10 protein-coding genes are annotated in these 15812 nt (G+C 70.7%); 7 read left to right on the top strand and 3 right to left on the bottom strand.

The genetic code is table 11. The features are described 5' to 3' along the window. Positions 1 to 335 precede the first annotated feature (335 nt). The 5 genes from JIG36_RS48960 (at position 336) to JIG36_RS48940 (ending at position 3257) form a co-directional block, all read left to right on the top strand. Positions 336 to 686, top strand: coding sequence for a type 2 periplasmic-binding domain-containing protein (locus JIG36_RS48960; protein WP_203383806.1), 351 nt, complete (start codon positions 336 to 338; stop codon positions 684 to 686). 326 nt (positions 687 to 1012) lie between these two features. Then, complete coding sequence (locus JIG36_RS48955) at positions 1013 to 1408, top strand: CdiA C-terminal domain-containing protein (RefSeq protein WP_203383860.1); 396 nt, start codon at positions 1013 to 1015, stop codon at positions 1406 to 1408. 12 nt (positions 1409 to 1420) lie between these two features. After that, a complete protein-coding gene (locus tag JIG36_RS48950; RefSeq protein ID WP_203383805.1) occupies positions 1421 to 1873 on the top strand; it encodes a SitI3 family protein in 453 nt (150 codons plus the stop codon). A gap of 131 nt (positions 1874 to 2004) precedes the next feature. Further along, positions 2005 to 2751 carry an SAM-dependent methyltransferase gene (locus tag JIG36_RS48945; RefSeq protein ID WP_307873227.1) on the top strand — a complete coding sequence of 249 codons (747 nt, stop codon included), beginning with the start codon at positions 2005 to 2007 and terminating at the stop codon, positions 2749 to 2751. A gap of 14 nt (positions 2752 to 2765) precedes the next feature. Beyond that, positions 2766 to 3257, top strand: coding sequence for a GNAT family N-acetyltransferase (locus tag JIG36_RS48940; RefSeq protein ID WP_203383804.1), 492 nt, complete (start codon positions 2766 to 2768; stop codon positions 3255 to 3257). A gap of 44 nt (positions 3258 to 3301) precedes the next feature. Here the strand turns inward: JIG36_RS48940 and JIG36_RS48935 are convergent, their stop codons facing one another. The 3 genes from JIG36_RS48935 to JIG36_RS48925 form a co-directional block, all read right to left on the bottom strand. After that, positions 3302 to 3964, bottom strand: coding sequence for a histidine phosphatase family protein (locus JIG36_RS48935; protein ID WP_203383803.1), 663 nt, complete (start codon positions 3962 to 3964; stop codon positions 3302 to 3304). Between the two features lie 1000 nt (positions 3965 to 4964). Then, positions 4965 to 10091 (bottom strand): SCO7613 C-terminal domain-containing membrane protein, encoded by a 5127-nt coding sequence (locus JIG36_RS48930; protein ID WP_203383802.1) that lies wholly within the window; start codon positions 10089 to 10091, stop codon positions 4965 to 4967. 120 nt (positions 10092 to 10211) lie between these two features. Further along, on the bottom strand, positions 10212 to 11570 hold the full coding sequence (locus tag JIG36_RS48925) for a UDP-glucose dehydrogenase family protein (RefSeq protein WP_203383801.1): 1359 nt from the start codon (positions 11568 to 11570) through the stop codon (positions 10212 to 10214). Between the two features lie 90 nt (positions 11571 to 11660). Here JIG36_RS48925 and JIG36_RS48920 point away from each other — a divergent pair, with 90 nt between their 5' ends. Next, positions 11661 to 12815 carry an acyl-CoA dehydrogenase family protein gene (locus JIG36_RS48920; protein WP_203383800.1) on the top strand — a complete coding sequence of 385 codons (1155 nt, stop codon included), beginning with the start codon at positions 11661 to 11663 and terminating at the stop codon, positions 12813 to 12815. 154 nt (positions 12816 to 12969) lie between these two features. After that, on the top strand, positions 12970 to 15780 hold the full coding sequence (locus JIG36_RS48915) for an AbfB domain-containing protein (protein ID WP_236049969.1): 2811 nt from the start codon (positions 12970 to 12972) through the stop codon (positions 15778 to 15780). The last annotated feature ends 32 nt before the right edge of the window (positions 15781 to 15812 follow it).

The raw sequence follows: 15812 nt of genomic DNA, 5'->3' as shown, positions 1-15812 counted from the left end.
AGCTCGGATCCCGTTCAGGGGCCGCTCCTACGATCGGTGCAGACCTTTCTTCGGAGGCGGTCATCGAACTCCGGTGGAGCGTGGCTGAACCGGCACGACCACTACAAGGTGCTGGCCGCCCTCGACAGCGACGGCACCAAGAGGGCTGGTGGGGCCTACGCCGCCCGGTCCTATCAGGACGCCTGCGCGTCGGCCGGATTCGGTTTCGGCGCCGAGTTCTCGACGGCGTACGGGAGCCCGGAAGCAATTCGGACAACTGCCACGATCGCGACCCGGGTTCGCCGGCCGGGGTGGTGCGGTGCGCCCGCAACTCCACCGACGACGTGTTGCGTACCGTGGCCGACACTCCCGGGGCGCTGGGCTACAGCGAACTCGGCGCCGCCACCGACCGCTCGGCCACGGTCCTGGATGCCGACCACGGCACCTACCCGTTCTGGGAGACCGAACTCGGCTATACCCACGGCGACCCCGACGCCCACTCCTTGGCGGCGAGCTTCCTGCGCTACCTGACCAACCAGGTAGGGGCCGACATCATCCGAGCCCACGGCGACCGCCCATGCGCCGAACTGGCCATCCCCAGCTGTGCCACCCCAACCCGGCCGCGATCCCCGTCTCCGACCGACCTCGAACCCCGCAGTGGTCCGCGGCCGCGGCTGACTTGTGTTTGCTTCCATCGATTTCAATGACTGGAGGGTGACTCAGCGCGAGGGGCGGTGCCGGCGTCATGCCGAGACGACCACACGGCGGCGGCAACGACCCGCCCGACTCTCCAGGCGGCGGCAGCGACACGCCCGGCCCGCCCGGCGGGCGTCCACCGAGGCCGCGCTCCGGCGATGGGCCGGGATCCATGGACGAGGCCGAGGGGCAGGTCGCCGGCGCGTTCAAGGTCGGGCGACCCGGACGTCACGACAACCTGATCACGCACCCGACCGGCGCGGTGGGAGGCGTCCCAGGCGGCCCGAGGGCAGTGGTGAGGGGTACTCCGGACGAGTCGACATTACGGTCGAACGAGATGGAGAACTCCGCCGCCGTGATCCTCGCCGCCCAGGGGTGGCGCATCAAGCAGAACCCCACGCCCGACGAGATAGAGCAGGCGCGGCTCGAGACCGGTGACCATGGGGATCCGAACAAGAACCCGGATTATCTGCTCGAAGGCAAAGTTTTCGACTGCTACTCGCCGACGAACCCGGACAAGACGCCACGCGGTATCTGGCGCTACATCCAGCAAGAGAAGATCGACGAGCTTCAGACGCAGCGCGTGGTCATCAACCTCGAAGATTGGCGGGGCGACGTGTCGGCGCTGCGGAGGCAGTTCGCAGACTGGCCGATGGAAGGATTGAAGGAGGCCAAGGCGATCACGCCCGACGGCGAAATCATCCAGCTGGACCTCCCGCCGGCAGCAGAATGAGAGCGAGGCACGATGGCGATCGAATACGGGCTGGTTCTCGCCGGTGGGACACCTGTCGAGCAGGTCGCCGCGCGCGCCTTCCCCGTGCTGGACGAGCGGCCCGTCGGGACGGCGCCGCTCCTGGTTGCTGCCCTCAACGAGACGTACGGCTTTGTTGTCACCGTTCGATCGGGTGCGAGCCGCTACGTCGAAGTCGTCTCCGATGAAGGCTCATGGGAGTGGGAGCCGAGCCCGTTCACCTCGGTCAGCTTCCGTTTCGACAAGTGGGCGGACGACATCGGCTGGCAGGTGCGGAACATGCTCACCGTCGTCCGGCGTGTGCTGGACACCGGCGATGAGGACGCTGCCTTCTCCTTCAACGGTGACATCCTTCTGCTCCGGCGCCTCAACGGCGTGACCACCAAGCACCGGCGAGCCGAGTGGTGGGAGCACTACGACGGGGCTGACCAGGTCATCCCGGGCTGAGCGGAAATCGGTGGCGGGGCGCGGCCGGTGGGCCTACGGTCGGGCGAAACGGCTGGTGGAGGTGCATTGTATGAGGGTTTGTGTCGGATTTGAGCTGACCGATCGTTCGTCCGACGTTAGGAATCCTCGAAGTGGACCTTCCACGTAGTTTTGTTGTTCGCGAGCAGCACCACCGCATCCACAACCCGATCGACGAAGGGAAGCTGGCGCTTCTCGGGCGGGTTCTCCGGCTGCGGCCGGGGATGACGATGCTCGACCTGGCCAGTGGCAGCGGCGAGATGCTTTGCACCTGGGGCCGGGACCACGGCATCGCCGGCACCGGTGTCGACATCAGCCGCGTCTTTGTTGAGCAGGCCCGATCCCGGGCCCGTGAGCTGGGCGTCGAAGAGCGGGTGAGTTTCGTCCACGACGACGCGGCCGGCTTTGTGGCGGCCGAACCCGTCGATGTGGTCGCCTGCATCGGGGCCACCTGGATCGGCGACGGGCTGCGGGGGACCGTGGAACTGCTCGACCGCAGCCTGCGACCCGGTGGGCTGATGCTGATCGGGGAGCCGTTCTGGCGCCAGGACCCACCCGACGAAGCGGCGGTGCGGGGCTCCCACGTACAGAAGAAAGATGATTTTTCCGATCTGCCGGGGCTGGTGGAGTCGTTCGGTGCGCTCGGCTGGGACCTGGTCGAGATGGTGCTGGCCGACGAGGACAGCTGGGACCGCTACGTCGCGGCCCAGTGGCTGACCGTCCGCCGGTGGCTCGACGAGAACCCGGACGACGAGCTCGCCCTGGCTTTCCGGGATGAGCTCGACACCGCTCCGCTGGACTATGTCCGATATCAGCGGCGCTATCTCGGCTGGGGAGTGTTTGCTCTGATGAAGCGCTGACCTACGCTGCCAGGGTGATCAGCCTGAGCGCGGCCACCCTGGCCGGGTCGGAACTCGACTGCCTCTATTCGATCTGCGCTTCGCAGGCCGACTACTGGCGGGTCAGCGGTGACCTCGACCCCGGCACGATGACACGCGCCGGGGTCGAGGCGATCCTCCGTGACGAGGCCACCGCCGAGGGCTCCGAGACCCTGGTCGCCCGTGACGAGGACGGCGTGATCGTCGGGTTCGCCGAACTGCTGCTCCAGCACCCGATCGACGGCCACCCGTGGATCGGGCTGCTGATTGTGGACAGCCGGCAGAGCCGTCAGGGCCACGGCCGGGCGATCGTCACCGCGATCGAGGAACGGTTCCACCGCATGGGCGCCACCGCGCTCCGCCTCGGTGTTCTCACGTCGAACGAGCCCGCTCTCCTGTTCTGGCAGGCGCTCGGTTACCGCCAGATCGACCTGCGCCCCGACCTCGCCAAGGGCCGCCCGACCCGGGTCATGGAGAAGGCCGTCTAGCCTTCCTGGTTGTGGTCGCGGGGCGGTCGCGGCGCCAGGCCGTCCTAGATCTGTTCGTTGAGGCGTACGACGGCATGGTTGTGGAAGTAGTCGTCCTCGTGCAGCGTCGTGACGCCGCCGGCCGTGAAGCGGAACGCGACCCGGCCCGCCGCCTCGATCGGCATCTCGATCCAGGCCGCCAGCACGAACGTGGCGGCCATGCCGTGCGTGACGATCACCTGATGGGTCGCGTCGGACTTCAGGATGCGGGCGGTCGCGGCGTACACGCGTACCGCCAGATCCCACTTGGTCTCGGCGCCGGGGATGCCCTCGTCGTGGCGCATGCGTTCACCCTCGCGCGGCGGCGGCACAAAACGGGCGTCCAGCCAGGACTGCGGTCGGCCGCCGGCTTCCCCGTACGACTTCTCACGCAGCCCCTCGTCGAAGACGACCGGGACGCCGAGACGTGGAGCGATCACTTCGGCCGTACGGCGGGTGCGCAGCAGATCGGACGACCAGACCTCGACCCCCGAGGCCGCCGAAGCCCCCGAGGTGCCCGAAACCGCCGAGGTGCCCGGCACGCCCGACGTTCGTGATGCGAGGACATCGGCGATCCGCGTGGCGTGCGCAAGTCCGCCCGGTGTGAGGTCGGAGTCGAACCAGCCCCCGACCAGCCCGTCGACGTGATGCGTGGCCTCGGGGTGGGTGACGACATGGAGCGTACGCATGGGAGTGGTTCTACCGCATGCGCACCAGACAGGCCCTCGTGGGTGCGGAAGCATGCGTCGTGCGTCCCGCGCTTCTCAGAGTGCGGCGTCGGTCTCGCGCTGTGCTCGTCGGCACCCCAGTGCGTTGTTGGTGGCGCGGCTCCATGTGCGGCGGGCGGGTGACGAGGGTTCACAGCCGCTGTCCCGGGTCGTCGATGCCCGCGACGTGTGCTCGCTGGGTGGCGTGCCCGCCACTGTGGAACTGAGAGCCGACCAGCAACCTAGTTGATGCGCATGTTCCCCGGGGTGTATTCGTACAAGGGCGGGGACCGCGACCAGTGGGCTCGAGCCGACCAGCCGACCAGCCGACCTAGTTGATCTCTCTCAAACGGGGGCCCACCCGACCGGGGGTTCCCCCGACCCTACCCACGACACTACGCGGGCAAGCTGGGATTTGCCTGGGCTGTCCACAGGCGGGGGCTGGTCGCTTTTTGAGTTGTCCACAGGAGAGCTGACGGGCCTGCAGCAGGCGGAGGCGTGAGCCGAAGATAGGGGAATGGAGCGTCGGCACCACAGCCAAGAAGGGGGCGTGGAGGTGTGCGGCTCGGGGGCACGCCTCAAGAGCGTCAGGCACATCAGACCAGCACGCGTGGGGCGGGGCCGCGCTGCGTTGGGGGTGTCTTCTACGACATGTACGGCCCGGCCGCCCCGGAAACCGAACTCGACCTGTTGGTCCGCTGTGTTCGTCGCGGCAGCCTGACCCGGTCCGCGGGCGTGGTGATTAATGGCTTCGCTGTCGCGGGGACGCCACTCCCGACGCGCGGGCGGATTGGCTGAACCATCACCGTCGTGGACCGCGCCGGGCGTACGTGTGGGAACGCCCGCGTCGCTGTTGTGGGCCGCGTCGGGCGTACGTGTGGGAACGGTTGCGTCGCCGTAGTGGGCCACGTCGGGCGCACGCGTGGGAAGGGCTGGCGCGGCAAGTGTGGACGACTCGATGCGTACGCGGGGAAGGGAAGGGTTAACGCATGCGGACCAGGGCGCCGCGCAAGCCTTCGCGTGTGCGGCGACGGTTTTCGTTGGTGGCGCCGACCCAGAGCAGGATCACGCCCAGCGGCACCAGGACCAGCCACGGGCCGACCAGCGTGACCGCGAAATGGATCGCCGCGAACGTGGTGGCGGCGGCGCCCACCACCACGGGGGCTTGTTGGCGGTTGCGGGAACCGACGATCAGGGTGGCCACCGCGCCCAGGAGGAGCAGGACCTCGCGCAGCTCGCCGCCGTCGCCGGCCAGCACGATGCCGATGGTGGGGACGAACGCGGCCAGCAACGCCGGGCCGTAGGCCACCCAGCTGCTCAGCTCGGGGCGGTCGCGCGACTCGACCACGCCGACCAGCAGGGCCAGCGCGGCGAACGGCAGCGTGTAGGCCTCGGGGAGCGCTACGTCGGCCAGCGCGATGAACAGCCACCAGCCGACCACCTCGAAGCCGACCGCGGTCCAGAACAGGGCGCGCCGCTGGTTGGGCGGGCGGCCCACGCGAGCCGCGGCCAAGCCGAGCACCGCGCCCCAAGCCGCCAGCATCGCGGCCAGGTGTGCGGGGGAGTCGAAGGCCATCACGCCGGCGATCACCGCGGACGCGTAGCCGCTCCACTCGATCGTCGTGGCCTCGGTCTTGTATTGCGGGAGGCCGAGCCGCGGGACCGTCGCCTCGAGGATCAGCAGCGCGGCGCCGACGGCCAGCACACCGAACGCGGCCCACGGGCGTTCCACCCCGGCGGCGATCGCGGCCGTCAGCACGAAGAACTGGCCCATCACGGCGGCGAAGATCCAGCCCAGCACGCGGGCGCTGCGGCTGCGGCCGGCCAGTGCGGCGGCCAGGCCGACGAAGATGGCGCTGCCCAGCGTGAACAGGGTGAGCCGCTGCTGGGCGAGGCTGCCGGCCAGGCCCGCATTGCCGGCCAGCAGGCCGATCACGAAGACGATCGTGCGGACCGTGCCGAGCAGGGACGAGCGGCGGCCGGCGGGCGGCGGGGTCAGTGCCAGCCCGAGCATCGCGATGGTGAAGACGACCAGGGCCGCGGTGGTGGCCGTGGGGTACGGCGCGTGCAGCGCGATCGGGGTGATCAGGATGGTGATGGCCAGGCCGGGCAGGATCACCGGCACGGCTTCGGAGGCGCGCCCGCCGAAGCCGATCGCGGCCAGCGCGGCGGCGCCGGTGAGCAGCACGATCGCCAGCACGCTGGTGCCGTCGACGTAGCCCGAAGAGGGGGCCGAGAGCGCGGGGATCGGACCGTCCCAGATGTGCCGCATCTGGCCCAACGGGTCGATCAGGGCGGCCCGCAGCGCGGGCGCGATCGAGAAGATGGCCAGGATCGTGGGCACCAGGGCCAGGACGATCGCGCTGGTGGCCGGGTCGACCAGCCAGCGGCCGGTCAGGCCGAGCGGGCGGGCCGAAGTCCAGCGGCGGGCCCGGAAACTCGTGCCGGAGAAGGCACCCTCGCGGGCCAGCGTGAGGCCGGGCGCCGGGATCGAGCCGCGCAACAGTTCGGCCATCACCCCGAGCAGGGCCGCCGCGGCCGCGTAGAGCGCCGTCGGGTGCGGGGTCGGGATCGACGCGAACGCGGTGATCGTCGCGCCCAGCACCAGCCCGACCGTCGACCACGGCAGGAACTGCGGGATGTAGCGGCCGGCCAGCGCGAGCAGGGCCAGGCTGAGGCTGGACCCGGCCAGCGCGGCGGTCAGCACGACCAGCGCGCCGTGGCCCTGGTCGGCGCCGACCGAGGCCAGCACGCCGGGCAGCGCCAGCATGATCGCGCCGGTGGCGGCGCCGCCGATCTGGGCGCGGTGCCGGGGCATGCCGGTGTCGTCGCGGGCCAGGTCGGCCTCGGTGACCGTGGACGGCGACCAGAACCGGCCGGGGGGCGGCAGCGGGGTGCCGGGCGGCGGGTCTTCGATGGTGGCGACCCGTGTGCGGGCCATCACCGCGGTCAGGGCGCCGATCATCACCACGAGCAGCAAACACAGCGCGGTCGACCAGGGGCGGGCGAGCGACGAGACGACGGCGTGCAGCAGCACGACGGCGGCCGCCCCGGCGCGGCACAGGGCGGCGATCGGGTCGATGGTGGCGATCGAGGCCATCGCGTACGCCACCGCGACCGCCCCGCCGACGAGCAGCGGCGACCACCAGGGCAGCCCGAGCGCGAACGGGGCACCGATCGCGGCCAGCGCCCCGGCGATCGCCGAGAACAGGTGCGACCACGGGCGGGGCGCGGCGATGGCGGCGGCGATCGCGATGGCGACCAGGGCGAACGGTGCCTGCCAGGCTCCGGCGCCGGGTTTCGGGATGTCGGTCAGGTCGGCCGACCAGAGTTCGGCCGGGACCGAGAGCATGCGGACGGCCCCGGCCAGTGCCAGATAGCCGGCGATCGCGCCGACCACCGCACCGGCGACGGCCAGCCCGCGGTTGGGGCCCCGGCTCCAGTCTTCGGGCAGCACGGCCACGCCCAGGGCCACGATCAGCACCACCACGCCCGCGACGGCGAGCGGCGCCGCGGGGAAGGCGAGCGCGAACACCCGGGCCAGCGCTCCGCAGATCGCGACGGTGGCGGCCGCGGCGGCGATGTCGGGGCCGTCGAGCACCCGATCGCTGCGCCGCCCGCTGTCGATCGACTTGGAGAAGAACAGCAGGCCGGCCGCGACCAGCAGCAGCGCGCCGACCCAGACGTCGGGCGCGGTGGCGCCGGGCGCGAGCAGGGCGGCCAGGGCCAGCGCGATCGCGCCCAGGCCGGTGCCGACGGTCAGCGGCAGGCTGATGTCGCGGCGGGCCACCTGGAAGACGGCCGCATAGCTGAGGGTGGCCGCTACGGCCAGGAAGCCGACGGCGAGCGCGGGCACGGTGACCGCCTCGGTGGGCGGCGGACCGTCACCGCGGTCGGCCACGGCGAGCGCGGCGGTGACCACGGCGCCGGGCAGGGCCAGCGCGGCCGCGCCGGACGCCCAGTCGCCGACCAGCCAGGCGTAGAGCCGGATCGGGATCTGCCGGGCCGCCACGGCGATCATCACACCGGCACCGGCCAGCGCGGTGAGCACGGCGGCGGTCAGCCAGGCTGCGCCCAGGGCGGCCCCGGCCCCGAAGAAACCGACCACGCCGGCCGCGGCCACGTGCACGATCGCGATGCGCCGGGTGGTGGCGGCCAGGCCGGCCGCGCCCAGGCCGACGGCGGCGATGACCAGCGGCCACGGCGCCTCGGACCAGTTCAGGCCGAGCGAGGCGGGCAGGGCCAGGGCGGTCAGGGCGATGCCGGCGACCGCGCCCTCGTGCCGCAGGCTGGGCGGCAGGGCCAGGGCGGCGGCGATGGTGACCAGCAGCGCGCTGAACGCCAGCAGCCAGCCCAGGTCACCGGCCGCCTCGGACATGCGCTGCGCGTAGTTCGCCATGTCGGCGTGCCACACCGGGCGGGCCGCCCCGAGCGGCGCCAGCGCGGCGCGCAGGCAGTTGATCACCAGGATCACGCCGATGATGGCGAGCGCGACCGCCGAGGCGATCTGCGGGCCGCGGCGCACCTCGAGCGGGACCAGCGTGACCACGGCGCCGGTGACGGCGATGGCGGCCGCGGCGACGGCCAGCGTCCAGTGCGGCGAGACGACGTCGGCGATGCGGGCGGTCGCGCCGATCACGGCCAGCGCCAGGACGCCGCCGGCGATGTTGCGGGCGGTCTGGTTGTCGAGCAGGTAGGCCGCGGTGCCGGCGATGAGCGCGGCCAGCACCAGGACGAGGCCGGAGCGCAGCGCGTCGGGCAGCACCTGGGCCTGCAGCAGCGCCACCGAGGAATAGAGCAGGGCGCCCGCGCCGGCCACGCAGAGCAGCGCGAACGTCAGCTCGCGGAGCCAGTCGGCCGACGGTGGCGTGGCGGGCAGGGCGACCGGCACCGACCCGGCGGGCGGGGCGTCACCGGGGCGCGGGCCGGGGAAGATGCGCGAGCGCAGCCAGCTGCCGGGCCGGCGGGCCCCCGACATGCCGGGGATGACCAGGTCGGGCTCTTCGGCCGCCGACTCAGGACGTTCCGGGGCGTCTTCGGCGACCGGTGCCGGGTCTTGCGGCTTGCGGTCGGCGGGCACCGGCCGGCCCCACGGCCAGCGGGGGAGCAGCCGGCCCTTGCGGATCACGGTGGTGAGCAGCAGCAGGTCGAGCACGGCGACCACGGTCAGGGCCATGCCCCAGCCGGCCGGACTCTGGATCATCGGGTCGGCCAGCAGCAGCGGCACCGGCTGGACGGCCACGACGGTCGCGTAGCGGGGCGCGGCGAGACGGGTGATCCCGGCGTACAGGAAAGCCGCGACGGCCGTGATGGCGAACGTGATGCCCAGATAGAGCGGGACGGGGACGCTCTCGCCCCCGGTCAGCGTGCTGCCGTGCAGCGCGAACAGGGTGAGCGGCAGCAGGACGAGGCCGACCCAGGCGACCGTCTCACCGGTCGAGCTCAGGCCCCGGCGGGCGATGCCCGGAGCCGCGAACAGGGCGATCGCCGTCGCCAGGGCCAGGATGAAGGCCCGGGCGAACGGGTTGCTGACCGCCACCCCGGCGAACACGACCGCGGCCACGCCGATGAGCAGCGCGCCGAGGGCGAGCAGAATGTTCTGCACCGACTGCGAGGAGGCCTCGGGCGGGTGGTGCTCGGCGCCCGTGAAGCCGGCCGAACGGCGCGGCGGCGGGGCGACCCGCTCGGTCGGCGGCGGGTCGTCGACCAGCATGGTCACGCCGTCGGTGGCCACCCCGGGCGGGCCGGTGTGCGCCGCGCCCGGCGGTGACCAGTTGGGCGGCGGGGGCGGTTGATCGCCGGCCCGTCGTGTGCCGCTGCGCGGGGGTGGCGGCGGTTCCTCGGAGGGGGCACCCGTGGGCGGGGGCGGCGGCGGGAACTCGTCGGGCCCGCGACGGCGTACGCGGCGGGTCTTGGCGGTCTTGGCGGCCTTTTTCTGCTGGTTGGCATGGGAGAGGATGTCGCGCTGAAACTGCGCCGCCTGGATCTTGGCGGCGATCTGGGTGCGCTCCTTCGCCGCGGCCATGTCACGGATCTTCAGATCCGCGATCGAGGCTTCGATGCGGGCCAGCTCATCGTCGTAGCCGTCGGGCTGTTCAGCCTGCGCCACGGAACCTCCTCGACCTGCCGGCCACCCCGTCTCACTAGAGCATGCCGGTACGACACCTCATTAGAACAGGCTCACGGCGGTCGACATCTATAGAAAACGCGCAGAGGGCGACATCGGCGCTCATGCCGGTGGACGGCCCATCCCTCGATAGGTCCATCCGGCCCGTGCCCACTGGCCCGGGTCCAGGCAGTTCCGCCCGTCGATGACCTTGCGTTCGGCGACCAGATCGCCGACGAGCACGGGGTCGGCGTTGCGGAACTCGGCCCACTCGGTCGCGACAACCACGAGAGAGACGTCCGTCACGGCGTCGGTCAGCGTCGGTGCGTACGTCAGGGAGGGCTGCACCTCACGGGCGTTAGGGATGCCCTGCGGGTCGTAGACGGTGACCGCGGCACCGGCGGCGGCCAGGGCGGACGCGACGGCGAGACTGGGCGCATCGCGTACGTCATCGGAATTGGGCTTGAACGTGGCGCCCAGAACCGCGATGCGGGTCCCGGAGAGGTCGGGACCGGCCGGACCGACCGGTCTGTTCAGCAGCTCGGCGGCCAGCGTGAGAGCCCGCCCGCGCCGCCGCGTGTTGATCAGGTCGACCTCGTGCAGGAAGCGCAGCGCCTCGCCCGCCCCCAGCTCCTGCGCCCGGGCCTGGAACGCGCGGATGTCCTTGGGCAGGCAACCACCCCCGAAACCCAGCCCGGCCTGTAGGAACCGGTTGCCGATCCGCGGGTCGTAGCCGATCGCGCGGGCCAGCAGCGTCACATCGCCCCCGGCGACCTCGCAGACCTCGGCCATCGCGTTGATGAAGCTGATCTTCGTGGCCAGGAACGCGTTCGCCGCGACCTTGACCAGCTCGGCCGTGGCGAAGTCGGTGACCACCACCGGCACGTCGCGGTCCTCGGTCGCGGCCAGGTCGAACACGCCCTTGTGGGCGGCGTGCAGCCGGTCGCGGGCCCACTCCGAGCGCACCCCGGCGACGATCCGGTTGGGCCGCAGCACGTCCTCGACCGCGTACCCCTCCTGCAGGAACTCGGGCGACCAGGCCACCTCGACCTGGAGGCCGGGGTCGGCGTGCTTGGCGACCAGCTGCTCGACCCAGGCCGCGGTGCCCACCGGGACGGTCGACTTGCCCACGATCAGGGCGCGGCGGGTCAGTAGGGGCGCGAGGGTGGTGACGACGCTTTCGACGTACGTGAGATCGGCTCCCATGCCGTCCGGGCGTTGCGGGGTGCCGACGCAGATGAAGTGGACGTCGGCGAAGTCGGCCACCTCGGCCATCGAGGTGCCGAAGCGCAGCCGGCCGGAGGCGAGGCCGCGGCGCAGCAGGTCGTCGAGGCCGGGCTCGTGGAACGGGGCCTGCCCGGCCGCCAGCTTGGATATCTTCGCGTCGTCGACGTCGTAACCGAGCACCTCGTAGCCGAGCTCGGCGAAACAGGCGGCGTAGGTGGCACCGAGGTAACCGGTGCCCAGGAATGACAAACGCATCACGCCTGACTTAACGACTCCATGTCTGGTGGGCGTACGCTACGCGCCAGTAACATAGCGGCAGACTGCTTGAAGCGAAGGGGCCAGGCCATGAGTGAGTTCGACGTCTACCAGCTGCCGGAGGACCACGAGACCATCCGCGCCGCGGTGCGCGAGGTCTGTGACGCGCGGGTGGCGCCGAACGCCGCCGAGGCCGACGAGACCGGTGAGTTCCCCAAGGCGTCGTACGACGCACTGCGCTCCAGCGACTTCCACGCCCCGCACATCCCCGTCGAGTACGGCGGCGCCGGCGCGGACGCCCTGGCCACGGCCATCGTGATCGAGGAGGTGGCGCGGGCCTGCGGGTCGTCGTCGCTGATCCCCGCGGTCAACAAGCTGGGCACGATGCCGCTGCTCATCGCCGCCTCGGAAGAGCTCAAGCAGAAGTACCTGCCCAAGGTCGCGTCGGGTGAGGCGATGTTCTCGTACTGCCTGTCGGAGCCCGAGGCCGGCTCGGACGCGGCGTCGATGACGACCCGGGCCGTACGTGATGGGGACTTCTGGGTTCTGAACGGCGTGAAGCGCTGGATCACGAACGCGGGCGTGTCCGAGTTCTACACGGTCTTCGCGGTGACCGACCCGTCGAAGCGCTCGAAGGGCATCTCGGCCTTCGTCGTGGAGAAGTCGGACGAGGGGGTCAGCTTCGGGGCGCCGGAGAAGAAGCTCGGCATCAAGGGCTCGCCCACCCGCGAGGTCTACTTCGACAACGTACGCATCCCGGCCGACCGCATGATCGGCGACGAGGGCACCGGCTTCGCGACCGCGATGAAGACCCTCGACCACACGCGCGTGACGATCGCCGCCCAGGCCCTCGGCATCGCCCAGGGTGCGCTCGACTTCGCGAAGAACTACGTCAAGGAGCGCAAGCAGTTCGGCAAGCCGGTCGCCGACTTCCAGGGCGTCCAGTTCATGATCGCCGACATGGGCATGAAGCTCGAGGCCGCCCGCCAGCTCACCTACGTGGCCGCCGGCAAGAGCGAGCGCGGCGACGCCGACCTGACCTACTTCGGCGCGGCCGCGAAGTGCTTCGCCTCCGACGCCGCCATGGAGATCACCACCGACGCGGTCCAGCTGCTCGGCGGTTACGGCTACACCCGCGACTACCCGGTCGAGCGCATGATGCGCGACGCCAAAATCACCCAGATCTACGAGGGCACCAACCAGGTGCAGCGCGTCGTCATGGCCCGCCAGCTCCTCAAGGACTGACCTTCTCCTTCATAAAAGGGCGCTCCTCCCGAGGGGCGTCCTTTTTGCTGTGTGGATGGGCAAGGAACGTGTGCGTTTCTTCGAAACTTCTTGACACAAGAAGTTCATCGATGTGTAGATGCGTTCACATCCCGTTCGAGCCTCAAGGAGATCGATGCGCCACCGCGTCCCCTCCCTGCTGGCCGTGCTCGCCCTGGCGGCCTCTTCCCTCGTCGGCGTCGCGTCCCCCGCGAACGCCGCCATCGTCCCCAAGACCCCGCCCCTGACCACGCCGTGGACCAGCCAGGTGTCCACCACCAACCCGCTCCCCGAATATCCCCGCCCCCAGATGACCCGCCCCGACTGGCAGTCCCTGAACGGCGAGTGGGAGTTCCTCAACCCCACCGACGTCAACCGCAACGCCGCGCCGCCGGTGGGGCAGACGTTGCCCGAGCGCATCCTCGTGCCGTACCCGGTCGAGTCGGCGCTCTCCGGGATCATGCGCAACGACCAGCGTGACCTGATGTTCTACCGCCGCACCTTCACCGTCCCGGCCGGCTGGAACGGGCGCCGCGTCCAGCTGCACTTCGGCGCCGTCGACTATGAGGCCACCGTCTGGGTCAACGGCCGTCAGGTCACCACCCACAAGGGCGGCTACGACCGCTTCGAGGTGGACGTCACCGACGCGCTCAACGGTGGCAACAATGAGCTGATCGTGCGCGTCTACGACCCGACCGACGGGCGCGGCGAGAAGCAGCCGGTCGGCAAGCAGGTCAACAACCCCGAGGGGATCTTCTACACGCCGAACTCGGGCATCTGGCAGACCGTCTGGCTGGAGCCGACCCCGGTGAGCTCGATCTTCTCGGTCGACATCTATCCCAACATCACCAACAACACGGCCCGCGTACGGGTGTTCACCCGCGGAAACGTGTCGGGGCACAGCGTCCTGGCCGAAGCCCTCAACGGCTCCACTGTGGTGGGCAGCGCCACTGGCGGCTTCACCGAGTTCACCGTCCCCGTGCCGAACGCGCGCCGCTGGTCGCCCGACGACCCGTTCCTTTACAACCTGCGCGTGACCTTAAGAAACAACAATCAGACGGTCGATCAGGTGACGAGCTACTTCGGCATGCGCGAGGTCGGCACCAAGATGGTCAACGGCCAGCTCCGGCCGACCCTCAACGGGGAGTTCGTCTTCCAGATCGGCACGCTCGACCAGGGCTACTGGCCGGACGGTCTCTACACCGCCCCGACCGACGCCGCCCTCGCCTCCGACCTGCAGAAGCACAAGGACCTGGGCTTCAACATGGTCCGCAAACACATCAAGACCGAGCCCGCCCGCTGGTACTACCACGCCGACCGCCTCGGCCTGCTGGTCTGGCAGGACATCCCGTCAACGCCGGCCTTCGACCAGTCCCGCACCGCGGCCCAGACGGCGCAGTTCGAGACCGAGGCCCGCGAGATCATCGACGAGCACCGGGCGTTCCCGTCGGTCGTCACCTACGTGCCGTTCAACGAGGGCTGGGGCGAGTGGAACCTCGGTGACACCCAGCGCATCACCCGCGACCTCAAGGCGTACGACCCGACGCGGTTGATGAACGCGCACAGCGGCTACAACTGCTGCGTCTCCAAGGGCGACCCCGGCACCGGCGACATCATCGACTGGCACGTCTACACCGGACCGGACGCGCCCAACCCGTCGGCCACGCGCGTGTCGGTGCTCGGCGAGTTCGGTGGCATCGGCCTGCGCAACCCTGGCCACGAGTACAGCCCGAACGGCCAGTTCTTCGCCTACGAGCAGGTCTCGAGCAACGCGCAGCTCAACGACCGTTACACCGGCATGGTCCGTGACGTGCAGCAGCTCATGACGACCAAGGGCGTTTCCGCGTACGTCTATACGGAGATCACCGATGTCGAGGGTGAGTACAACGGGCTGTTCACCTACGACCGCCGCGTGCAGAAGGTGGACACCAACCAGGTCCGTACGGCCCACGCCAACCTGATCAACGCCTCCCGCAACCTCAACTCGGCGGCGCCGCTCACCCTGGGCCACGTCCGCTCGTTCCAGGTCACCACGTCCGGCCTCACCAACCGGTTCCTGCGCCACGCCGATTCCCTGGCCCGCACCGACGTCCTGACCAGCGCGAGCGCCGACGGTGCGAGACAGGACGGTTCCTTCCGTACGGTGTCCGGCCTGGCCGACGCACGCTGCTACTCGTTCGAGTCGGTCAACTTCCCCGGCCGCTACCTGCGCCACGCGAACAGCCGGGTGCGGCTCGACGCGAACACCGGCGGCCCGTTCGCGGCCGACGCCACCTGGTGCCAGCGTCCGGGCCTGGCCGTCGGCGGCACGTCGTTCGAGTCACTGAACTTCCCCGGCTCGTACCTGCGCCACTACGCCGACGCGGTCTATCTGGCCCGCAGCGGCGGCCCGAACGCCTGGGACACCGCGAGCGGGTTCGCGGCCGACGCCACCTGGAACCTGTCAGCCCCCGCGCTGTGGCGCAGTTCGGCGCAGCTGCCGGTCGGCGCCCGGCGGTCGTTGCAGGTCACCACGTGGGGTCACACCGACCGCTACCTGCGGCACGCCGACAGCCTGGGCTTCACCGAGATCGTCAACGCCGGGAGCAGCGCCCTGCTCAAGGCCGACGCGACCTTCACCGTACGGCGGGGGTTGTCCGACTCGTCCTGCTACTCCCTGGAGTCGGCGAACTATCCGGGCCAGTTCCTGCGGCACGCCGACAGCCGTATCCGCCTGGCCGCCAACGACGGTTCGGCGCTGTTCGCGGCCGACGCCACGTTCTGCGCCCGCCCCGGCGTCGGCGGCACCGGAGTGACCCTGGAGTCGATCAACCTGCCGGGCAACTACCTGCGCCACTTCGAGTCCCAGGCCTACATCGCCGCCGGCACCGCGGGCGCCGGCTTCAACCGCCCCCAGACCTTGACCGCCGACAGCAGCTGGAACGTCGTCGCCCCCTGGGCCCCGTAAGTTATCCACAGCTGTTTCGAGTTATCCACAAG

The organism is Paractinoplanes ovalisporus (genome assembly GCF_016834655.1).
GTDB classification, from domain to species: domain Bacteria; phylum Actinomycetota; class Actinomycetes; order Mycobacteriales; family Micromonosporaceae; genus Actinoplanes; species Actinoplanes ovalisporus.
This window is presented reverse-complemented; position numbering and strand designations above follow the sequence as displayed.